The organism is Agrobacterium sp. CG160-95 (assembly GCF_053521725.1).
Window position 1 is genome coordinate 1,046,430 of the sequence record NZ_JBNWDU010000001.1, and the last position, 20,130, is coordinate 1,066,559.

Sequence of the window (20,130 nt, forward strand, 5' to 3'; positions counted from 1 at the left end):
CTGGAGGCCGCAGCCAAGCCCGATTTTCCCGTCTGTCGTCGTCTTTTCGATTTTCTTCGGCATTCGAAACGGGCATAAAGCTGCCCATGGACACAAAGCCGAAAAACCTGCCCGATGCCGCCGATTTCGCCCACGTCAGCGAATGGGTCTTCGACCTCGACAACACGCTCTATCCGCATCACGTCAATCTGTTTTCGCAGATCGATCGTAACATGACGGCCTATGTTGCGGAGCTTTTAAAGCTCGAGCCCGACGAGGCTCGCGCACTTCAGAAGCGCTATTACCACGAACATGGCACCACGCTTCAGGGCCTGATGATCCACTACGGCATCAGCCCGGACGAGTTTCTGGAGCGCGCGCATGCCATCGACTATTCCGCGCTGAGCCCGCATCCGGAGCTCGGCGAGGCAATCAAGGCGTTGCCGGGCCGCAAGTTCATCCTCACCAATGGCAGCGTCAAGCATGCACAGGCAGCGGCTGGCGCGCTCGGCATTCTCGACCATTTCGAGGATATTTTCGATATCGTCGCCGCGGACTATCTGCCAAAGCCGGCCAGTGCGACCTATGAGAAGTTTGCCGCACTTGCGAAGCTCGACACCAGAAAAGCCGCCATGTTCGAGGACCTGCCGCGCAATCTCGCGGCGCCCAAGGCACTCGGCATGAAGACCGTGCTGCTCGTTCCTTCGAACCTCGAAGGCGTCATCATGGAGCGCTGGGAGATCCCCGCCGCGACGGATGAGCATATCGACTACATCACTGACGATCTGACCGGTTTCCTGATCAAAACGATCGCCCGCTGACAGGTAACATCGAAATCGAGCGCAGACGACATTACCGAAGCTTCATGCACGTTACGGATGTTTAAGTAGTGAACTGCCCCCTGCGCCACTATCTTCCTCCTCAGGGACACCAACGGAAGGTAATGACGATGTCTACACGAAAGATCGCACTCTCTGCTCTTGGCGCAGCCCTCTTGCTCGGCTCGGCCGCTACAGCCAGCTTTGCGGCCCCGCCAGCGCACGGCAAAGGCCACGGCGAGCGCATGCCGTTCCGCCCGGAACTGGCGTTCGTTCAGCTGCTGAAGGTGGCCGACACCAACAAGGACGGCAAGATTACCAAGGAAGAGTTCGCCGCACGTCAGGACGCACTTTTTGCCGAGATCGACAAGGACAAGGACGGTTCGATCACGCCAAAGGAAATGCGTGAATACCGTCAGGCCAAAATGGAGGCGTTCCGTGCGGCTCATCCGCGCCCAGAGGCTGCTGACGCCAAAGCGGGCGAAGGCAAGGGACCTGAAGGCAAGCGCGCCGAACGCGAACATGGCGGTCGTCAGGGCTGGGGCAAGCATGGCGGCAAGGGTGGGGCGTTCGCGATGATGCGCATGGCCGACACCGATGAAAACGGCCAGGTCAGCAAGGCCGAATTCACCGCAGCCGGCGAAAAAATGTTCGAACGGCTGGACAGGAACAAGGACGGCGTCATCTCTATCGATGATATGCCAGACCGCCCGTTCCTTTAATCACATAAGAAAAAGCCCGCTCAATCGGCGGGCTTTTTTCCTTTCAATGCAGGCTGACGGTTTTCAGATCGTCTTCGGCAGCCTTGAAAAACGTGCTGGAACGATTGTCTGTCAGGAGGATCGGCGTGCCATCCGCGCCAAACAGGGCCCAGAGATCGAGTTGCGGATCGAGATCAGGCGCTTCCGGGAAACAGCGGCTTACGTCTTCCGCACGGATTTTACGGATATAGCCCACTTCTCCCTCGCCGATATGAGCGAGCTGGGACCGGGTGAGACGCGCATGCGCTTCTTTTAAAAGCATATTTCAGCCTCCTTCTTCACGCCGAGCGATTCGTGTCGGATTCCGGCGTTCACGTTCTACTCTGAGACGGAAATATTAATTTTCTTTACCACGTTTGAAATTTCGGGCTTCACCAGATCGATGGCAAGAAGGCCATTGCGCAGGCGCGCGTCCCTCACCTGCATGCCGTCTGCAAGCACGAAGACCCGCTGGAATTGCCGGGCAGCGATACCCCGGTAGAGAAAATCCCGCTTTTCCTGCTCCTGCTGGCGACCGCGAATGACGAGCTGGTTGTCGGCCGTCGTCACATCCAGATCGTCCTGCGAAAAACCGGCGACTGCAATCGTGATACGCAGGCGTTCCGGCACGTCTTCAGCGCCGGGCAGACGCTCGATGTTGTATGGAGGATAGCCATCATTGGCCTTCGCCATACGCTCCAGCGTTTTTTCCATGGCATCAAAACCCAGCAGAAGCGGGTGGGTGAATGGCGTCATGCGGCTCATATCGTCTCTGTCCTTGCAACCAAGCGACGTTTCGCGGTCCCGCTTCCGGCAACCCTGCCGGTCAATCTTACCGGCTGTACGCAATATGGGAAGCAAAACCACGATGCGCAAGGCGGGGCCACAAGGCAAAGGCAGGCACGCCGAGGAATGAGACTTGACAAGTGAGCGTCCGCCGCTCGAAAAAAGCGCCTTATCTCAACGGCGGGCAAGACATGGCAGAACGCAGAAAAATCATCATAGACACGGATCCAGGTCAGGACGACGCGGCAGCGATCATGCTGGCTTTCGCAAGCCCGGAAGAAATTGAGATTCTCGGTCTGTGCGCCGTCGCCGGCAATGTTCCGCTGAAACTGACCAGCCGCAACATCCGCATCATCTGCGAATTGTGCGACCGCACCGATATTCCCGTCTATGAGGGTGCCGAGCGGCCACTGGTGCGAAAGCCCATCACTGCCGAGCATGTTCACGGCAGCACCGGCCTTGATGGCCCGGTTCTCGACGAGCCGACGATGGAGGCACAAAAGCAGCACGCCGTCGATTTCATCATCGAAACGCTGCTGCGGGAGCCTGCGGGCACCGTGACGCTCTGCACGCTCGGCGCGCTGACCAATGTGGCGCTGGCTTTGCAGAAGGCCCCCGAGATTGCAGGCCGCGTCAAGGAACTGGTGATGATGGGTGGCGGCTTCTTTGAAGGCGGCAACATCACACCGGCTGCGGAATTCAACATCTATGTCGATCCGCAGGCTGCCGATATCGTCTTCCGTTCCGGCGTGCCCATCGTCGTAATGCCGCTTGACGTAACCCACCAGTTGCTGACAACCAAGGCGCGTGTCAGCCGCATTCGCGATATAGGCACACGCCCGGCAATCGCCATGGCGGAAATGCTGGAATTCTTCGAGCGTTTCGACATCGAGAAATACGGTTCGGACGGCGGCCCCCTGCACGATCCAAGCGTTATCGCCTATCTCCTCAAGCCCGAGCTGTTTCAGGGCCGCGATTGCAATGTCGAAATCGAGGTCAATTCCGAACTGACCATGGGCATGACGGTGGTGGACTGGTGGCGGGTGACCGAGCGCCCGGTCAACGCCCGCGTGATGCGCAATGTGGATGCGGACGGCTTCTTCGAGTTGCTGACGGAACGTTTCGCCCGCCTCTGATGGGAACGCAGACATGAAAAGGGCCGCTGGCATGACCAGCGGCCCTTTCATTTGGAACCACGGGATATTCTCAGAACTCGGTCCAGTCGTCCTGTGCCAGCGCGTTTGCGCCGCTGGTTCTTGGGCGGGAACGTTGGGTCGCAGCAGAGCGGCCCGATGCCTGTGACGGGGCGACAGGCGCACGCATTGCCGCCGCGGTGGCGCGCAATTGCTGGCTTGACTGGCTGGAATGACCGCCGGATACCGAGAAGCCGGCAACGAGCGATTTCAGCGTTTCCGCCTCGCTGTTCAGCGTCACGCTTGCCGCCGTTGTTTCTTCCACCATGGCAGCATTCTGCTGGGTGACCTGGTCCATCTGAGTGACGGCGGAGTTGATCTCCTTGAGACCGACCGCCTGCTCGCTGGCGGAGGCCGAAATCTGCCGTATCAGCTGGTTGATCTGCAGAACCTGATCGGCAATCTTTCTCATCGTCTCGCCGGCCTTGCCGACCAGCTGGACGCCCTCGCCCACCTGCCTTGCGGAGGTGTTGATCAGACCTTTGATCTCCTTCGCAGCCGTCGCGGAACGTTGCGCCAGTTCACGTACTTCCTGCGCGACGACGGCAAAACCCTTGCCAGCCTCGCCCGCACGGGCAGCTTCCACACCGGCATTCAGCGCCAGAAGGTTGGTCTGGAAAGCGATTTCGTCGATTACCCCGATGATGCGGGAGATTTCCGCCGAGGATTGAGCGATGCCTTCCATGGAACTGACGGCCTGCTGCACGACCTCGCCCGACTTGCCGGCGTCGTCGCAGGCGTTGCTGACAGCTGTCGCCGCCTGCGCTGCGTTTTCCGCACTGGAATTGACCTGCGCCGTCAGCTGGTTGAGGGCGGCAGCGGTTTCTTCCAGGCTTGCAGCCTGCTGTTCCGTGCGGTGGGAGAGATCGCTCGCAGCGCGGGTGATCTCGCCGGTGCCGTTGCCGATGCTGGCAACGGTTCCGTTGACGGTGGAAACGGTTTCCTCGAGGCTGGCGAGCGCCGAGTTGAAGTCGTTGCGCAGCTTTGCATATTCACCGGGGAACTGGTCCTCGATGCGATAGGTCAGATTGCCCTGCGAGAGCGCATTGAGACCTGCACCGAGTACGCTCACGATATGTTGCTGCATCCGGCTGTTCTCATTGCGCTCGGATTCGGACCTTTGGCGCTCCGTTTCCGCATTGCCACGCTGCACGGCGGCATCCGCTTCCATTTCGCGGATACCGGCAAGCTTCGCACGGAAGCCTTCCAGAGCCGTTGCCACCGCGCCCGTCTCATCCCTGCGGTCCTGTCCGGAAACCGGCACATCGTAACGACCGTCGCTCAGTGTTTTCACATCGGAGACCAGCGAGGCGAGCGGATTGCGGACGAAATAGCGGACGGAGAAATAGAGCGCGGCAATAACCGCCGCAAGAATGACGATCGCCCCGAGGATCATCAGATAAGTCTGTTCCTGCACCGGCGCGTTCAACGCCTGATGCGGGATATCCACCAGAACCACCCAGGTGGCATTGAGGCCCGGAACCGCAAACGGATAGACAAGGCGGTTATAGGGCGCGTCGGTATCAAGACCGAGATTTTCGATCAGGCCCTGCTTGCCGGATGTGATCGCCGCCTGAACGGTGCTTGCACCCTCTCCGTCATAGGCCTTCATGTTCTGCTCGGGCGTCGGCGGTACCAGCCATTGGCCGCCCTGCGAAATGAGTGTCACACGGCCGGTTTCGAAAGGATGCAGCGCCTGCAGCTTCTGCGACAGAGCTGCCAGAGAGATATCGACCCCCGCCACACCAATCATCTTACCATCAGACATGACGGGATAGGCAAGCGAGGTCATTGTGGTGGGCACTTCCGTGCCTTCGGCCAGATAGGGCTGGGTAATGGCGCCTTTGCCGGATTTGGCAGCGAGCGAATACCACTCCGCCGCATAGTCGTTCTTGAAGGTCGAAAACTGGATGTCGCCTTTCTGGGTCTTCGACCAGTAGGGGGCAAATGCACCCGTTGCATTGGTGCCGAGATCGAGCCTGTTGGCGATCTCGGTGGTCTGTCCGTCGAAAAGGCCCAGCTGCTCACAGAACCAGCTTCCGAAAGCGAAAGCATTCTGCTCGACATTGGCCTTGAGGATGTTGACGATGCCGGGGCGGTCCATCGATTTCGCCTGGTGCGCACGGCCGATGATACCGGCCATGGAGCGGGCAGCGCTGCCGAGTTCACCGACATCTGCGGCGATGACGTTGGCGATGGCGCGTGCCTCGGTGTTCGCCTGATCCATGGTCAGCGAATGGACACGGTCGCTGGTCTGGGAAATGAGGAAGGAATTCGATGCGACAAGGACCGTGGTGATTGCACAGCCGGTTACAAGGATCAGCTTGGTCGCAAGCGACTTCACTTTGAAATTGAACATTTTGGCCTCGATCAAATCGCCGGCCAAAAAGGCTGGCGTCAACGGATGAGAAATCTCCGTCATGGAGGCCCGCCCGCTTGGGGGCAGTGCGCTGCAACGCGACGAGGGGAAATTAGAATATCTTTGCTAATTAACCCCTAAAATTCCCCCGTCGCATCAAGCCGAAATCAGTGCTCGTAATAGGCGGATACGATGTTCCATGCATCGTCGGCGGTTTCGGCGAAATGTAGCAGCTCCATATCTTCGGGTGCAATTGTTCCGAAGTCCGCGAGGAATTCGAAATTGACGACGGAGCGCCAGAATTTCTCCCCGAAGAGAATGAGCGGGATGGGCGCCATGCGCTTCGTCTGGATCAGCGTCAGCGTCTCGAACAGTTCATCGAGCGTGCCGAAACCGCCGGGGAAGATCACCACGGCCTTGGCCCGCATCAGGAAATGCATCTTGCGGATGGCGAAATAGTGGAAGTTGAAGCTCAGCTCCGGCGTGACATAGGGGTTGGGCGCCTGCTCATGCGGCAGAACGATGTTGAGGCCGATGGACGGGCCTCCGACATCGGCTGCGCCGCGATTGCCTGCTTCCATCACGCCGGGACCACCGCCAGTGACCACGACATATTCCAGATGGTCCGATTTCGCGCCGTAGTCGGTGCAGAGCCGGGCGAACTTGCGCGCCTCCTCGTAATAAACCGAGGATTGCTCCAGATTGCGTTTCTGCGTCTCGTTGCGGGCCGCCCAAGCCTCCCCGCCGGGCTCGGGAATGCGCGCGCCGCCGAACATGACGACGGTGGACTTGATGCCCCGCTCGGTCAGCGCCATTTCCGTCTTCAGAAGTTCGAGTTGAAGCCTGACGGGGCGCAACTCCTCGCGGCAGAGAAAATCCATATCCGCGTAGGCAAGCCGGTAGGATGGGGAATCCGACTGCGGTGTTTTGGGAATGACATCGGCCTGCTGCTTGTCCGCAGAGCTACGCTTCAACGGGTCCCACACCCCATCCTTGCGCCGCAATTTGCCGTTTTTCAGTCGTGTCATTTCCAAGCCTTTCGTCTGGTGCGCCAAATCACCCAAATCACATTGACGCCTTTCCAACACTCCCTTAGATCAAATGACCAGAGCCTTCCAGCGGCGCGGGACCTTCCGTGGCCACGAACACACGCGACATTCAAGGAATTTTCCATGAGCCTTCCGGATCTCACCTCTCTCGAAACCACCATCGAAACAGCCTTCGACAACCGTGACGGTGTGAACGTATCGACAAAGGGCGAGGTTCGCGACGCGGTGAACACATCTCTTCAACTTCTCGACAGCGGCAAGGTCCGCGTTGCCGAAAAGCAGGCGGACGGGAACTGGAAAGTGAACCAATGGCTGAAAAAGGCCGTGCTCCTCTCCTTCCGTCTGAACGACATGGAAATCGTCACCGGCGGCCCCGGTGAATCCACCTGGTGGGACAAGGTGCCGTCGAAATTCGAGAACTGGGGTGAAAACCAGTTCCGCGCTGCGGGCTTCCGCGCAGTGCCTAACGCCGTCGTGCGCCGCTCGGCCTATGTGGCCAAGAACGTGGTGCTGATGCCTTCCTTCGTCAATCTCGGCGCCTATGTCGATGAAGGCACGATGGTCGACACCTGGGCGACGGTCGGCTCCTGCGCGCAGATCGGCAAGAACGTGCATCTGTCCGGCGGCGTTGGCATCGGCGGCGTTTTGGAGCCTCTTCAGGCCGGCCCGACCATCATCGAGGACAATTGCTTCATCGGTGCCCGTTCGGAAGTCGTAGAAGGCTGCATCGTGCGCGAAGGCGCCGTTCTCGGCATGGGCGTCTTCATCGGCAAGTCGACCAAGATCGTCGATCGCGCCACCGGCGAGATCACCTATGGCGAAGTGCCACCCTATTCCGTCGTCGTTGCCGGCACCATGCCGGGCAAGCCGTTCCCGAACGGCGAGCCGGGCCCGAGCCTTTATTGCGCCGTCATCGTCAAGCGCGTCGATGAAAAGACCCGCTCCAAGACCGGCATCAACGAGCTTCTGCGCGACTGATAAAAGCTGATACCATGACCACGACCGATCCCGTTGCCAATCTCGCCGCCCTCATCCGTTGCCCTTCGGTGACACCCGCCGAAGGTGGCGCGCTATCGCTGCTAGACACCCTGCTTTCACCGCTTGGCTTTGCGGTGGAAAAGATGGTGGCGACGGAAGCGGGAACGCCTGACGTTGAAAACCTCTACGCCCGGCTTGGCACGGAAGGTCCGCACCTGATGTTTGCGGGCCATACCGATGTCGTTCCGGTGGGCGACGAGGCGGCATGGAGCCATCCGCCCTTTGCCGCTGAAATTGCCGGCGGCGAAATGTTCGGCCGTGGTGCGGTGGACATGAAGGGCGGCATTGCCTGTTTCGTTGCTGCCATTGCCCGCTACATCGAGAAACACGGAAAACCGAAAGGTTCCGTTTCTTTCCTGATCACCGGTGACGAGGAAGGCCCCTCGATCAACGGCACCTCCAAGTTGCTGGAATGGGCCGCCGCCAAAGGCGAGACATGGGATGCCTGCGTGGTTGGTGAACCGACCAACCCCGACCAGCTGGGCGATATGATCAAGATCGGCCGCCGGGGGTCGATTTCGGGCCGCATCACCGTGCATGGCGTGCAGGGTCATGCCGCATATCCGCATCTGGCCGACAACCCCATTCGCGGGCTGCTGCAACTGACCCACGCGCTGATGCATCCGCCCTTCGATCACGGCACGGACGACTTCCAGCCGTCTAATCTGGAAGTGACGACCATCGACACCGGCAATGCCGCCACAAATGTCATTCCGGCGCGGGCGACGGCGTCGTTCAACATCCGTTTCAACGACAGCTGGACGGTGGAGAGCCTGCGGGCGGAAATCATCCGCCGCCTCGATGCCGCCGCTGCCGAGGGAGAACTTCGTCCCGACCGCAGCCCGGTCAAATATGAGATCGTCTGGGCGGACCGTCCGGCTCACGTTTTCCTGACACGGAACAATGCGCTCATCTCATCGCTTTCCGGCGCCGTGGAAGCCGTGACAGGCAAGGAGCCCAAGCTTTCGACCACCGGCGGCACGTCGGATGCGCGTTTCATCAAGGATTATTGCCCCGTCGTGGAATTCGGCCTCGTCGGGCAGACCATGCATATGGTCGATGAGCGTGTGGAAGTCGCCGATCTGGAGACGCTGACACGCATCTACGAGACCTTCATCGAACGCTGGTTCTCCCATGCCGACGGCAAGTGAAGTAAGGCTCTATCTGAGAGGCCTCTGGCTGCTGCTGCTCGGCGACCACACCGGCGCGCGTTATCTGGATCTTTCCGAGCGCGGCATGTGGCGGTCCTTCTACTCCGCCCTCTGGTGCCTGCCGGCCATGCTGGTGTCCTGGCTGTGGCTGCGCGCTGCGTTCCTGGCAAGCTATCCGCCCGGAACAGGAACGGGGTTCATCTTCTTTTTCCGCCTTGCGATGGTCGAGGCTATCTGCTGGATCGTGCCGCTGCTGTTGATCGGCATGCTGCTGTTCGCCTTTGGCGCACGGGAAAAATTCACCGCACTGGTCACCACCATGAACTGGCTGTCGCTGCCATTTTCCTATGCCTATGCGGTTCTGATCCTGATCGCGTTTTTTCTGCCGCCCTTGCAGGGGCTGATCGCCATCCTCTGGCTGGCACTGCTGCTGTCGCTGGTCTTCGCTTTTTCGCGGATCGTGCGCTTCTTCATCCGCGACCAGTCGTTGCTTGTCTCGGCGATCGTCATGACCCTGCTGGTGCCGGGCATGCTTCTGTCCGAGGCGCTGCAACGTTTTCTCGGCGTTTATCCGGCCTGAGAAACGAGACGGACTTCAGTCTGTGTCTTCGACCGTCTCGACCTTTGAATAGACCCGCGGCGGAATGACGTCGGGATAATCAACCTGCATGAAATAGAGACCATCCGGCGGCGCGACGGGGCCGCAAGCTTTGCGATCCCGTGCTTCCAGTGCCGCGCGCACGTCTTCCGGTGTCATGCTGCCTTCACCGGCCATTTTCAGCGTTCCGGCAAAAGAGCGTATCTGGTTGTGGAGAAAGCTCTGCGCGGTGGCGCGTATCTCGATAAGATCGCCATTGCGCGTCACATCCAGCCGGTCGAGCGTTCTGACCGGGCTGGTCGCCTGACAATGAACCGAGCGGAAAGTGGTAAAATCGTGCCGGCCGACGAGCATCTGTGCAGCTTCATGCATGCGTTCGTGGTCCAGATCTTTCGATACCCACCATGCGCGCTTGTGCTCGAGTGCCAGCCGCGCTTTCCGGCAAATGATGCGGTACAGATAATGGCGGCGAAGCGCGGAGAAGCGCGCGTCGAAATCCTCGGTCACCGCCGTTACGTCGATAACCGAGACGGCCTCTTTCGCCATGGCCAGATGGGCGTTGAGAGCATTGCGAAGCTTATATGGCGCCCAATCGCGGGAAAGATCGACATGGGCTACCTGTCCCACGGCATGCACGCCGGAATCGGTGCGGCCAGCGCCGCGAATCGACACAGTCTCGCCGGTCAGCGACCGGACGGCAGCTTCAAGCGCGCCCTGAACCGAAGGGCCGTTGTCCTGTCTCTGCCAGCCGAAGTAAGGCGTACCGTCATATTCGACGGTCATGCGGAAACGCGGCATCAGCCGAGCCTCGTTCTGGCGGGAACGGGTGTGCCACGAACGAAATCGGCAGCCGACAGCGGCTTGCCACCTGCCTTCTGCAAACGGGTAAGCCGCACCGCGCCACTGCCGCAGGCGATGGTCAGGGCGTCATCGAGCACAGCGCCTGCTTCGCCCATACCGCTCGCCAGTTCTGACGCCAGAACCTTGACGCGCTCGGCCTTACCGCCGATTTCCATTTCCAGCCAGGCGCCGGGGAAAGGCGAAAGGCCGCGGATATGGTTATGGACGTCCTGTGCCGGCCGGGAAAAATTAATCCGGGTCTCGCCCTTGTCGATTTTCGAGGCATAAACGACGCCTTCTTCCGGCTGCGCAACGAGAGGAAGATCGTCTGCTTCCAGCTTGTCCATCGCCTGCCGCATCAGCCGCGCGCCTGTCAGCATCAGGCTGTCGTGCAATTCACCTGCCGTGGTATTCTCACCGATCGTGACCTTGGCGGTCAGCGCCACCGGGCCGGTATCGAGCCCCTTTTCCATTTTCATGACCATCATGCCCGTCTCGGCATCGCCAGCCATGATCGCCCGCTGAATGGGAGCAGCGCCGCGCCAGCGCGGCAGCAACGAGGCGTGGCCGTTATAGCAGCCAAGACGCGTACCGCTCAGGATCGCCTCGGGCAATAGCAGCCCATAGGCAACGACAACAGCGACATCGGCGTTGAATTCCCTGAATTGCTGCCGGTCTCCCTCGGCCTTGAAATTTACCGGCGTCAGCACGGGCAGACCCAGCAGTTCGGCCGCCTGATGCACCGGCGATTTCTGCAGATCGAGGCCACGGCGACCGCCTGGACGCGGCGGCTGCGTATAAACGGCAACGACCTCGTGACCAGCCTCCACCAATGCACGCAGCGTGGGAACGGAAAAATCCGGCGTGCCCATGAAAATGATGCGAAGAGCCATATCGCCCCCTGCCCTCTATGCCGGTCCGTCTAAATATTTAAGACGAATCAGACCTTAGCGCGGGCTGCTTTGGTGAATTTCTTGATGACCATTTCTCGCTTCAGGCGCGAAATATGGTCGATGAACAGAATGCCGTTCAGGTGGTCGATCTCATGCTGCAGACACGTCGCCAGAAGTCCGTCCGCATCGACCGTCTGCTGCTTGCCGTCACGATCGACATATCGCACTGTCAGGGATGCGGGACGCTCTACCTCGGCATAATAATCGGGAATGGAGAGACACCCTTCCTCATATGCCGAGACGTCGTCCGACACTTTGAGGATTTCCGGATTGATGAAGACGACCGGCTTTTTCTCCTCGTCCTCGCGCGAAACGTCGATCACCAGCATGCGGCGCGGCACGCCCACCTGAATGGCGGCAAGGCCGATACCCGGCGCATCATACATGGTTTCAAGCATATCGTCGGCAAGGCGCAACACTTCGGCATCCACCTGTTCGATGGGCCTTGATTGCTGGCGCAGCACGGGATCGGGCAAAATGATAAGCGGTTTGATAGTCATGGCTTCCCATAACGTATCTCTTGCGCTGAGGAAATAAAAAATACGCGGTCGAAATGAGACCTTCGCCTGGTTTTGCCCGACTCAATTCCGCCGCATGAATGTTCTTGTTTTGATCTTACGAATCACTGGAAATCTGGTAGATTTAGCCATGAGTATCGATTTCTCTTTTCTCCTCGATCCCGCCTTGCGGGCCGGCTCCGTCGACATCAGCTTCGGCGGGCTTCTTGCGGCTCTCGTTTTCGGCCTTTCCGCTTTCTGGATGGTCACGAAAAGTCGTGGGAAAAAAGCGGAAGCCGATGGTGAAATTTCCGATCTGTTGAAGACCCAGTCGGAACTGCACGGCCGGATCGCGGCGATGGCCGAGACGCTCGGCACGCGCCAGAGCGAGATGGGCCAGACGATCAACCAGCGCCTCGACGGCATGTCGCAGCGGCTGGGCGAGACGCTGACCGAGCAGACCCGGTCGACGCACGAGAATCTAAGCCGCCTGCAGGAGCGGCTTGCGGTTATCGATGCCGCGCAGGGTAATATTCAGGATCTGGCAAAGGACGTGGTCGGGCTTCAGGCGATCCTCTCCAACAAGCAGACGCGCGGCGCTTTCGGGCAGGCGCGCATGGAAGCGCTGATCGCCGATGCGCTTCCCGCCGGGGCCTTTCAGCTTCAGCCCACGCTTTCGAATGGCTACCGACCGGACTGCATCATCAGGATGCCGAATAACGCCCCGTCCCTCGTCATCGATGCCAAGTTTCCGCTGGAGGCGTGGAATGCGCTGAAGGCGGATGAAACGCCCGAGGGCAAACGGGCTGCGACCCAGCAGTTCCGCCGCGATATGGAAGTGCATATTCGCGACGTGGCGGAGAAATATCTGATACGCGGCGAAACGCAGGATACGGCCTTCATCTTCGTGCCGTCGGAATCGATCTTCGCCGATATTCACCAGCATTTCGAATATCTCGTGCAGCGTGCCCATCGCGCCCGTGTCGTCATTGTCTCGCCATCGCTTTTGATGCTGTCGGTGCAGGTTATCCAGTCGGTGCTGAAGGACCAGCGCATGCGCGAGCAGGCGCACCTCATTCAGGGTGAAGTCGCGCTTCTCATGGATGACGTGCGGCGGCTGGACGACCGGACGCGCAAGCTGCAAGCCCATTTCGGGCTGGCGCAGAAAGATGTCGACATGATGCTGATCTCCTCCGACAAGGTGCTGGCGCGTGGCCAGAAGATCGAGGGACTCGATTTTTCGCCGACGGAAAAGGAGACCTCCCATAGCGAAATCGAGCAGGCGCGACGCTTTGCAGAGAACAGGGCAGGAACGGCCAAGTTGCGGGTGGTTGACGACGAGTGATCCCCTCGGGCAAAGTCGCCGCCTTGCTTTGAATTTCATACGGACATGCCCTGATGATTACTGTTTTCGGCTCCATCAACATGGATCTCGTCGCCACCGCCAAACGCCTGCCCAAACCCGGTGAAACCGTGACGGGAGAGACCTTTTCCACGGCGGCCGGCGGAAAGGGAGCCAATCAGGCGCTTGCCGCACGGCGCGCAGGTGCAACGGTCAAAATGGCGGGCGCTACGGGTGATGACACCTTTGCCGCGCCAGCGCTGACATTGCTGCGCGATGCCGGCACCGATCTATCGCTCGTCAAGACCGCGCCCGGCCCCACGGGAACCGCCGTAATCCTGATCGGTGAAGGCGGGGAGAACATGATCTCGGTCATTCCCGCCGCCAATGGCGAAGTTTCCGCATCCGACGCCGCAAGAGCCGTGGCGGAGATGGCAGCGGGCGATATTCTGATGCTTCAGTTCGAGGTGCCCGCACCCTCAATCGAAGCAGCACTGACGGCCGCGAAGGCTAAACGCATCACCACTATCATCAATACCGCGCCGCTGACCGCGGACGGGCCGCGCCTTGCCAGCCTTGCCGATATCGTCATCGCCAATGAGACCGAGTTCGAACTGCTGATCGGCAAAAATGGACTTTCAGCCTCCGAACGGGAAAATGAACTCAAATCCCTGCATGAGCAGACCGGCCAGACATTGATCGTGACGCTTGGTGCTGATGGCGTGATCGCCATTCGCAACGGCAAGGTCTTCAAGGCGTCCGGTCTCAAGATCGAGCCGGTCGATACTGTTGGCGCTGGCGATACATTCTGCGGTTATCTCGCCGCCAGCCTCGATCAGGGTATGGATTTCGAAAAGGCGCTGAAGCGCGCCGCAGTCGCAGGCTCGCTCGCCTGCACCCGCGCCGGCGCACAGCCTTCCATTCCGGTTGCTGCCGAAGTGGACGCGAATATCTGACGGTTCGAGCTGTTAAATGCGAATGAAAGTGAGATAGGCCGAGCTGCGGCCTTCTCTTTTCGCCTTGTTCTCATAACGCGTGCCCGGCCAGTTGGCATAGGGGGTGTGCCAGTCCTCGGCACTTGCCGCCGTCCACTCGAAACCGCCGTGGCGGGCGCAATGCTGTAGCGTCCAGTTGACGTAGGTATCGATATCGGAAGCAAAGCAGAACTTGCCACCGGGTTTCAGGACGCGATGGAAACGGGCAAGATTGACGTCGGAAACGAAACGGCGCTTCCAGTGCTTCTTCTTCGGCCAAGGATCGGGATAGAGAAGATCGATGTGATCGATCGACCCATCCGGCAGCCAATCCAGCAATTGCGTCGCGTCATCATCGTAAAGGCGGATATTCATCAACTCGCCTTCACGCACGCTTGCCAGCAGCTTGGCCATGGAATTGACGAAGGGCTCGACGCCGATAAAGCCGGTCTCAGGATTTTCAACCGCGCGGTGGACAAGGTGCTCGCCGCCGCCGAAACCGATTTCCAGACGCACCGATTTCACATCCGCCGGAAAGAGAGCGACGAGATTTTTCGGAGGCGCGCTTTCCAGATCGATTTTCAGCAAAGGCAGCAGGTTTTCGATCGTATCGATCTGCTGATTGCGCAGGGGCTTGCCCTTGCGTCTGCCAAAAAACGCTTCCGTTGCGCGCGAACGCCGCTCTTCCGTCATGTCATACTCTCAAGAACAAATAGACTAAACCCGCACAGGGCCACTTGAATGGCACTATGCGGGTTACAAATGGTGCAACCGGTATCTCTCAATCCCCGTCGAATGACAAGGCTTAGAACAAGTCCCCGCATTTTCCGGACGTAAAATCGCTACGCAATTTTACTGGAAATGCTTCAAGCGCTCAAAGCTTCCTTGAGCGGCTTCACCAGATCGAGCTTCTCCCAGGAGAAGGAACCGTCACGGCCCGCCTTGCGACCGAAATGGCCGTAGGAAGATGTTTTGGCATAGATCGGCTTGTTGAGATCGAGATGACGGCGAATGCCCGACGGCGACAGATCCATGACCTTGCGGATGGCGCCTTCGACCTGATCTTCGCTGACCTTGCCGGTACCGTGCAGATCGACATAAATCGACAGAGGCTGGGCGATGCCGATCGCGTAGGAAATCTGAATGGTGCAGCGCTCGGCCAGACCGGCAGCCACCACGTTCTTGGCCAGATAGCGGGCAGCATAGGCCGCGGAACGGTCGACCTTGGTCGTGTCCTTGCCGGAGAATGCACCGCCGCCATGGGGGGCAGCACCGCCATAGGTGTCCACGATGATTTTGCGGCCGGTCAGACCCGCATCGCCATCGGGACCACCGATGACGAATTTGCCCGTCGGGTTGATATACCACTGGCAATCATCGGCGATCTTCAGGTCACCCAGCGCTTCGCGGATATAAGGTTCGACAACTTCGCGAACCTTCTTCGAATCCCAGCTGGCATCGAGATGCTGCGTGGACAAAACGATGGATACGGCTTCCGAAGCCTTGCCGTCGACGTAACGAACCGTCACCTGGCTCTTGGCGTCGGGACCGAGTTTCGCAGCTTCGCCTTCGCCGCTTTTACGGGCGGTCGCGAGCAGCTGCAGAATACGGTGGGAATAATAGATCGGAGCCGGCATCAGGTCCGGCGTTTCCTTGCAGGCGTAACCGAACATGATGCCCTGGTCGCCAGCACCCTCGTCGCCCTGCTTGTCGGAGGCGTTGTCCACGCCCTGCGCGATATCCGCCGACTGCGGATGCAGGAGAACGTCGATCTTCGCCGTCTTCCAGTGGAAACCATCCTGCTCGTAGCCGATGTCGCGGATCGCCTTGCGGGCAGCCGACTTGAACTTCGAGGGATTGATGACCGGGTGGCCGGCAGCATCCTTGAGAACCTTGCCGTCCTTGTCCTTTTTCAGCAGGGTATCGGGAACCCGAACCTCACCGGCGATAATGACACGGTTCGTCGTCGCAAGCGTTTCGCATGCGATGCGCACGGTCCAGGGGTCGACACCCGTCTTGGATGCCTCACGATAGATGAGATCCACGATTTCATCGGAAATACGATCACAAACCTTGTCCGGATGACCTTCGGCCACGGACTCGCTGGTGAACAGGTAATTGGCACGCATGCGGGATTCCCCTCAAAGAACGGTCTTCGAGTTTGTTAGTCATTTCGGCCATGAAAGACAAGGACACAACCACATAAATATATCTTTATGTGAGAATTCCTTTCTAATTGGGCACAAAAAAACGGCCCTTGCGGACCGTTGAGTGTCCAGCGCCGTACGCTGGAAAATAAAGCAGTCGCCTGCGAGTGCTACTCAGCATCCCCTTCGGCGGCGAGCGACTTCACGAGATCAACGAGGCGGCGGCGAACCTTCGGGTCGGCGATCTTCACGAAAGCGCGGTTCAGTTGCAAGCCTTCGGCAGACGACAGGAAATCCACCACGTAATTGGAACTCGATGCTTCTGCCATGCCCGTCGTGCCGACGGCCTGATCACCCGGCGCGTCCTCGAAGAAGAAGGAAACCGGCACATTCAGAATCGCGGAAATATTCTGCAGGCGGCTGGCGCCCACGCGGTTCGTGCCCTTTTCATACTTCTGAATTTGCTGAAAGGTAATTCCGAGGCTTTCACCCAGCTTTTCCTGGCTCATGCCCAGCATGGTTCTGCGAAGACGAATTCGGCTTCCGACATGAATGTCGATGGGGTTAGGCTTTTTCTTATTTTCGGTCATCATGCGGTCCTGACACTCGGAAAGGGTTGATATCTCGTTTCATTGCTTATTCGAAGAAATGAGCTGGTATTTCGACAGCGTCTAAACTTGTTTTACGACTGACGTATTCACTATGCAATTGTAGGGGTTCCCGGTCAATTCTGGCGCCGGGCAAAACGCCAGGCAGAAAATACCGAAACGGTCAGCATGATAGAAAAAATCAACCAGAAATACGTCCGATGTATGTCGTAAGTAACAGCGTCTTTTGACCCACCACTCAAGGTGGCGTCAACAATTCCGACCCGGCCGTAATCCAACCCGGCAATAATACGACCATAGGGATCTATAACGGCTGAAATTCCGGTATTAGCGCCGCGAATCACCGGCACTCCCGTTTCAACGGCCCGTACTCTTGCCTGCAGAAAATGCTGATAAGGGCCGGGTGTATCGCCGAACCAGCCATCATTCGTGACGTTCAGGATCGCTGCGGCGCCCGCCAGACCAGGGGTCATCTCTTCGGGAAAAATGATCTCATAGCAGATCAGGGGATAGAGGGTTTTACCGGAAGGAAGCGTCAAAGGCGTGCGCGAAGACGCGGCTGAAAAGCCGCCCGGCAGGCTGATGACATTATTGATGCCGAATCCCCGTAGAATATCTTCGAAAGGGACATATTCTCCAAAGGGTGTCAGATGGACCTTGTCGGTCGCGCCGATGATCTCGCCCTGACTGTCAATCGCATAGACCGAATTGTAGTAACGCGGAGGCCGGCCGGCACCGGCATCTTCCATTCTGACCGCACCGGTAAACAGGACCTGCCCATCTTCAAGCGTCTTGGCGATTTCCGCCAGAGCGTCCGGGTTTTGCGTCAGGATGAAAGGCACGGAGGTCTCCGGCCAAACGATGATATCTGGGCGTTTTTTTCCTTCGCCGGGCGGCAGGCCCGTCAAGCGCAGATGCTCGCTGAAAATCTCGGCCCTGTCTGCATTCAGCATCTTGCGGGACTGGTCGATCGACGGCTGCACGATCCTCACGGTCAGCGCGTCCGCAGGTGTCTCCAACGGTGTCTGAAGGCGGTAAAAGCCATAACCAAAATGGCCAGCTAGCAGCAGGCTCGCCGCAATGAGACCCGGCCACATGCCTTTTTTCGTGCCGATCAAGGCAGGCGAGGCGAAGATGAAGACGGCAAGCGTGGTGATACCAAAAAGACCAAGCAGATGCGCCGACTGCATCATGATCGGTACAGGCATGATGCCATAACCGATGGCGTTCCAGGGAAAGCCAGTTGCTATGAAGCTGCGGAGCCATTCCAAAAGGCCGAATGCGGCCGCAAGTGCGGCGATACGGCCGAGACCGTCCGACCAGACGATATTGGCGGCCGCGACCGCAAAACCGTAAAACACGGCGAGAACAGCCGGAAGGCCGAGGATGGCGAGCGGTAGCGCCCAGGCGAACTCGTCAGCTTCCAACAGGAGCGCATTACCCAGCCACCACAGGCCCGCCACGAAATAACCAAGACCGAAACACCAACCGATGCCGAAAGCGGGCATGATACGGCTGAAGATGCCGCCGCCCGGCTTGCCGGTGCAGCCATCGACCAACCAGACAAGCAGGGTGAAAGACAAAAAAAGCGCCGCGAAAAAGCCAACCGGAGGTAAGGCCAGCGCTCCAACCGCGCCTGCGGCAATCGCCATCACTGCGCGGCTTTTGCCGCCGGCCAGCATTACCCTGCCTGCAAGACGCTCCATGCCATCTCCGTTTAATGCCCACCCGGAAAAGCCCAACCCCGGCATGGCCGCGCAAAGGAATTTCCCTTTAGACTCGACGTAAAGGAAAAAAGATTCGCAGTCCACAGAAGGGATGGTCGCCGGAGCACCTTGCGTCCTTTTGGACTCTTGATGACGCGTTCAAGGAGCGGAGGCGACGGGGAGCATCCCGTCGCCCACCTCAGTCAGCGTTTTGCTGGTGGGTGATGAGGCGAACATCCGGCGCGGGCAGCGGAATAACCTCATCGGCATCGGCATCGCCCGGCGCGCGGTCATCCTGCCCTTCCGAGCCATGATCGCGGACGATACGGACACCCTTGATACGCCTTGTATCCGCATCGAGAATCTGGAACTCGAAACCAGGTACGGCCCTGACCACTTCACCCTTGGCCGGAATGCGGCCGAGTGCGAAGAATATCAGGCCGCCGAGCGTATCGATTTCTTCAAGATGTTCGCGGACATCGAATTCCGGTCCGATTGCCTCGGCAAGCTCTGTAAGCTCTGCGCGGGCATCCGCCACCAGCACGTCGGCGGACAAACGCGAAAACATCGTCTCGTCCTTGTCGTGCTCGTCATCAATGTCACCCACGACCATCTCGACGATGTCCTCATGGCTGACGAGACCGTCCGTGCCACCATATTCGTCGATCACCAGGGCAAGCTGTGTTCTCTGTGCCTGCATGGTCTTCAAAAGATCGGAGGCCAGCATGGAGGGGGGTGCAAAAAGAATTTTACGCACCAGTCCGGCATCGGCGACAGTCTGTTCCAGATCCACCCGTGCCAGGTCAAAATTCGGTCGCGGCGAGCGCGGAGCCTTCGCCTCGCCATAGGCAACGCCACGCGATCCCACCCGGCGTTTGTTGCGCGCCTGCTTGGCGACATAGGCCAGCAGATCGCGAATGTGGATCATGCCCTTCGGATTATCCAGCGTCTCATCGTAGACCGGCATGCGGGAGCGCCCGGTTTCCTCAAAGAGGATCAGAGCTTCGCCGATGGTCATATTCTGGTCGAGACCGTCGATATCCACGCGTGGGATCATGATATCTTCGACCCGAACCTCCCGGAAACGCAGGATATTGTTCAGCATCGCCCGCTCTTCGGGCGAAAAGGCGGCACCGATTTCGGTGTCGTCCATCAGCGCGTCGGTCAAATCCTCGCGCAGGCGCTCGCCCTGTGACGGTTTCAGCAACCGTCCAATGCGTGACCAGATCGTCGATCTCGGCTTTGCATTGGAGTCGTTCCGTAAATGACTACTGCCCTCCTCCGAGGAGGACTGCTCGCCGTTTTCTCTGCCCTCATTGGCAGGTCGTGCAGAATGTTCGTTCATGGCTCCA

20 protein-coding genes are annotated in these 20,130 nt (G+C 59.0%); 8 read left to right on the forward strand and 12 right to left on the reverse strand.

Annotated elements, in window-relative coordinates; all coding sequences use genetic code 11:
• The first annotated feature begins 86 nt into the window (after positions 1–86).
• Complete coding sequence (locus tag ACQZ63_RS05190) at positions 87–800, forward strand: pyrimidine 5'-nucleotidase (RefSeq protein ID WP_013635389.1); 714 nt, start codon at positions 87–89, stop codon at positions 798–800.
• Positions 801–922: 122 nt separating this feature from the next.
• Positions 923–1,519: an EF-hand domain-containing protein gene (locus ACQZ63_RS05195; protein ID WP_025592284.1), complete on the forward strand. Its 597-nt coding sequence runs from the start codon at positions 923–925 to the stop codon at positions 1,517–1,519.
• Between the two features lie 43 nt (positions 1,520–1,562).
• On the opposite strand, the gene ACQZ63_RS05200 is transcribed toward ACQZ63_RS05195, so the two are convergent.
• Together ACQZ63_RS05200 and ACQZ63_RS05205 are read right to left on the reverse strand one after the other, a co-directional pair.
• Positions 1,563–1,820 (reverse strand): BQ00720 family protein, encoded by a 258-nt coding sequence (locus ACQZ63_RS05200; protein WP_003493591.1) that lies wholly within the window; start codon positions 1,818–1,820, stop codon positions 1,563–1,565.
• 56 nt (positions 1,821–1,876) lie between these two features.
• On the reverse strand, positions 1,877–2,302 hold the full coding sequence (locus ACQZ63_RS05205; protein WP_019564411.1) for an Hsp20 family protein: 426 nt from the start codon (positions 2,300–2,302) through the stop codon (positions 1,877–1,879).
• A 212-nt stretch (positions 2,303–2,514) separates the two neighbouring features.
• On the opposite strand from ACQZ63_RS05205, the gene ACQZ63_RS05210 reads away from it, so the two are divergent.
• Positions 2,515–3,459 (forward strand): nucleoside hydrolase, encoded by a 945-nt coding sequence (locus ACQZ63_RS05210; protein ID WP_013635386.1) that lies wholly within the window; start codon positions 2,515–2,517, stop codon positions 3,457–3,459.
• Between the two features lie 70 nt (positions 3,460–3,529).
• Here ACQZ63_RS05210 and ACQZ63_RS05215 read toward each other — a convergent pair whose 3' ends face one another.
• Both ACQZ63_RS05215 and ACQZ63_RS05220 read right to left on the reverse strand, forming a co-directional pair.
• Positions 3,530–5,875: a methyl-accepting chemotaxis protein gene (locus ACQZ63_RS05215; protein ID WP_026330650.1), complete on the reverse strand. Its 2,346-nt coding sequence runs from the start codon at positions 5,873–5,875 to the stop codon at positions 3,530–3,532.
• Positions 5,876–6,042: 167 nt separating this feature from the next.
• The gene (locus ACQZ63_RS05220) at positions 6,043–6,903 is read right to left on the reverse strand and encodes an LOG family protein (RefSeq protein WP_034501844.1); all 861 of its coding nucleotides are present in this window, start codon (positions 6,901–6,903) and stop codon (positions 6,043–6,045) included.
• Between the two features lie 144 nt (positions 6,904–7,047).
• Here ACQZ63_RS05220 and dapD point away from each other — a divergent pair, with 144 nt between their 5' ends.
• The 3 genes from dapD to ACQZ63_RS05235 are packed head-to-tail and all read left to right on the forward strand — an operon-like array spanning position 7,048 to position 9,693.
• On the forward strand, positions 7,048–7,902 hold the full coding sequence (gene dapD / locus ACQZ63_RS05225) for a 2,3,4,5-tetrahydropyridine-2,6-dicarboxylate N-succinyltransferase (RefSeq protein ID WP_003514821.1): 855 nt from the start codon (positions 7,048–7,050) through the stop codon (positions 7,900–7,902).
• A 14-nt stretch (positions 7,903–7,916) separates the two neighbouring features.
• The gene (dapE, locus tag ACQZ63_RS05230) at positions 7,917–9,113 is read left to right on the forward strand and encodes a succinyl-diaminopimelate desuccinylase (RefSeq protein ID WP_113555574.1); all 1,197 of its coding nucleotides are present in this window, start codon (positions 7,917–7,919) and stop codon (positions 9,111–9,113) included.
• Positions 9,097–9,693, forward strand: coding sequence for a hypothetical protein (locus ACQZ63_RS05235; RefSeq protein ID WP_111804317.1), 597 nt, complete (start codon positions 9,097–9,099; stop codon positions 9,691–9,693). Before dapE ends, ACQZ63_RS05235 begins: the two co-directional genes overlap by 17 nt.
• 15 nt (positions 9,694–9,708) lie before the next feature.
• On the opposite strand, the gene truA is transcribed toward ACQZ63_RS05235, so the two are convergent.
• From truA to def, 3 genes are read right to left on the reverse strand one after another with little or no spacing between them, the layout of a single operon-like run.
• Positions 9,709–10,509: a tRNA pseudouridine(38-40) synthase TruA gene (gene truA / locus ACQZ63_RS05240; RefSeq protein ID WP_113555575.1), complete on the reverse strand. Its 801-nt coding sequence runs from the start codon at positions 10,507–10,509 to the stop codon at positions 9,709–9,711.
• On the reverse strand, positions 10,509–11,444 hold the full coding sequence (gene fmt / locus ACQZ63_RS05245) for a methionyl-tRNA formyltransferase (RefSeq protein WP_113555576.1): 936 nt from the start codon (positions 11,442–11,444) through the stop codon (positions 10,509–10,511). The genes truA and fmt overlap by 1 nt, the downstream gene beginning before the upstream one ends.
• Positions 11,445–11,491: 47 nt before the next feature.
• Positions 11,492–12,004, reverse strand: a complete 513-nt coding sequence (def, locus tag ACQZ63_RS05250; RefSeq protein WP_003514812.1) for a peptide deformylase — start codon at positions 12,002–12,004, stop codon at positions 11,492–11,494.
• A 148-nt stretch (positions 12,005–12,152) separates the two neighbouring features.
• Between def and ACQZ63_RS05255 the strand changes: the two genes are divergently transcribed.
• Positions 12,153–13,346: a DNA recombination protein RmuC gene (locus ACQZ63_RS05255; RefSeq protein WP_003514811.1), complete on the forward strand. Its 1,194-nt coding sequence runs from the start codon at positions 12,153–12,155 to the stop codon at positions 13,344–13,346.
• A gap of 53 nt (positions 13,347–13,399) precedes the next feature.
• Positions 13,400–14,299: a ribokinase gene (locus ACQZ63_RS05260; protein WP_013635377.1), complete on the forward strand. Its 900-nt coding sequence runs from the start codon at positions 13,400–13,402 to the stop codon at positions 14,297–14,299.
• Between the two features lie 12 nt (positions 14,300–14,311).
• On the opposite strand, the gene trmB is transcribed toward ACQZ63_RS05260, so the two are convergent.
• The 5 genes from trmB to ACQZ63_RS05285 all read right to left on the reverse strand — a co-directional run bounded on the left by trmB (position 14,312) and on the right by ACQZ63_RS05285 (position 20,123).
• On the reverse strand, positions 14,312–15,010 hold the full coding sequence (gene trmB, locus ACQZ63_RS05265) for a tRNA (guanosine(46)-N7)-methyltransferase TrmB (protein WP_111782848.1): 699 nt from the start codon (positions 15,008–15,010) through the stop codon (positions 14,312–14,314).
• A gap of 173 nt (positions 15,011–15,183) precedes the next feature.
• Entirely contained in the window at positions 15,184–16,446 is a 1,263-nt protein-coding gene (metK, locus tag ACQZ63_RS05270) for a methionine adenosyltransferase (RefSeq protein WP_003514808.1), read from the reverse strand.
• A gap of 188 nt (positions 16,447–16,634) precedes the next feature.
• Positions 16,635–17,054 (reverse strand): helix-turn-helix domain-containing protein, encoded by a 420-nt coding sequence (locus ACQZ63_RS05275; protein WP_003514807.1) that lies wholly within the window; start codon positions 17,052–17,054, stop codon positions 16,635–16,637.
• 134 nt (positions 17,055–17,188) lie between these two features.
• The gene (gene lnt / locus ACQZ63_RS05280) at positions 17,189–18,778 is read right to left on the reverse strand and encodes an apolipoprotein N-acyltransferase (RefSeq protein ID WP_113555577.1); all 1,590 of its coding nucleotides are present in this window, start codon (positions 18,776–18,778) and stop codon (positions 17,189–17,191) included.
• A 199-nt stretch (positions 18,779–18,977) separates the two neighbouring features.
• A complete protein-coding gene (locus ACQZ63_RS05285; protein ID WP_003514803.1) occupies positions 18,978–20,123 on the reverse strand; it encodes a hemolysin family protein in 1,146 nt (381 codons plus the stop codon).
• Positions 20,124–20,130: the final 7 nt, after the last annotated feature.

What these genes read in the sequence shown, in the direction of transcription:
- metK (WP_003514808.1), bottom strand. Translation starts at nt 16,446, where the DNA reads ATGCGTGCCAATTACCTGTTCACCAGCGAGTCCGTGGCCGAAGGTCAT.
- ACQZ63_RS05195 (WP_025592284.1), top strand. Translation starts at nt 923, where the DNA reads ATGACGATGTCTACACGAAAGATCGCACTCTCTGCTCTTGGCGCAGCC.
- def (WP_003514812.1), bottom strand. Translation starts at nt 12,004, where the DNA reads ATGACTATCAAACCGCTTATCATTTTGCCCGATCCCGTGCTGCGCCAG.
- ACQZ63_RS05210 (WP_013635386.1), top strand. Translation starts at nt 2,515, where the DNA reads ATGGCAGAACGCAGAAAAATCATCATAGACACGGATCCAGGTCAGGAC.
- ACQZ63_RS05255 (WP_003514811.1), top strand. Translation starts at nt 12,153, where the DNA reads ATGAGTATCGATTTCTCTTTTCTCCTCGATCCCGCCTTGCGGGCCGGC.
- trmB (WP_111782848.1), bottom strand. Translation starts at nt 15,010, where the DNA reads ATGACGGAAGAGCGGCGTTCGCGCGCAACGGAAGCGTTTTTTGGCAGA.
- ACQZ63_RS05215 (WP_026330650.1), bottom strand. Translation starts at nt 5,875, where the DNA reads ATGTTCAATTTCAAAGTGAAGTCGCTTGCGACCAAGCTGATCCTTGTA.
- dapD (WP_003514821.1), top strand. Translation starts at nt 7,048, where the DNA reads ATGAGCCTTCCGGATCTCACCTCTCTCGAAACCACCATCGAAACAGCC.
- ACQZ63_RS05200 (WP_003493591.1), bottom strand. Translation starts at nt 1,820, where the DNA reads ATGCTTTTAAAAGAAGCGCATGCGCGTCTCACCCGGTCCCAGCTCGCT.
- ACQZ63_RS05190 (WP_013635389.1), top strand. Translation starts at nt 87, where the DNA reads ATGGACACAAAGCCGAAAAACCTGCCCGATGCCGCCGATTTCGCCCAC.
- truA (WP_113555575.1), bottom strand. Translation starts at nt 10,509, where the DNA reads ATGCCGCGTTTCCGCATGACCGTCGAATATGACGGTACGCCTTACTTC.
- dapE (WP_113555574.1), top strand. Translation starts at nt 7,917, where the DNA reads ATGACCACGACCGATCCCGTTGCCAATCTCGCCGCCCTCATCCGTTGC.
- ACQZ63_RS05285 (WP_003514803.1), bottom strand. Translation starts at nt 20,123, where the DNA reads ATGAACGAACATTCTGCACGACCTGCCAATGAGGGCAGAGAAAACGGC.
- ACQZ63_RS05235 (WP_111804317.1), top strand. Translation starts at nt 9,097, where the DNA reads ATGCCGACGGCAAGTGAAGTAAGGCTCTATCTGAGAGGCCTCTGGCTG.
- ACQZ63_RS05275 (WP_003514807.1), bottom strand. Translation starts at nt 17,054, where the DNA reads ATGACCGAAAATAAGAAAAAGCCTAACCCCATCGACATTCATGTCGGA.
- lnt (WP_113555577.1), bottom strand. Translation starts at nt 18,778, where the DNA reads ATGGAGCGTCTTGCAGGCAGGGTAATGCTGGCCGGCGGCAAAAGCCGC.
- ACQZ63_RS05205 (WP_019564411.1), bottom strand. Translation starts at nt 2,302, where the DNA reads ATGAGCCGCATGACGCCATTCACCCACCCGCTTCTGCTGGGTTTTGAT.
- ACQZ63_RS05220 (WP_034501844.1), bottom strand. Translation starts at nt 6,903, where the DNA reads ATGACACGACTGAAAAACGGCAAATTGCGGCGCAAGGATGGGGTGTGG.
- ACQZ63_RS05260 (WP_013635377.1), top strand. Translation starts at nt 13,400, where the DNA reads ATGATTACTGTTTTCGGCTCCATCAACATGGATCTCGTCGCCACCGCC.
- fmt (WP_113555576.1), bottom strand. Translation starts at nt 11,444, where the DNA reads ATGGCTCTTCGCATCATTTTCATGGGCACGCCGGATTTTTCCGTTCCC.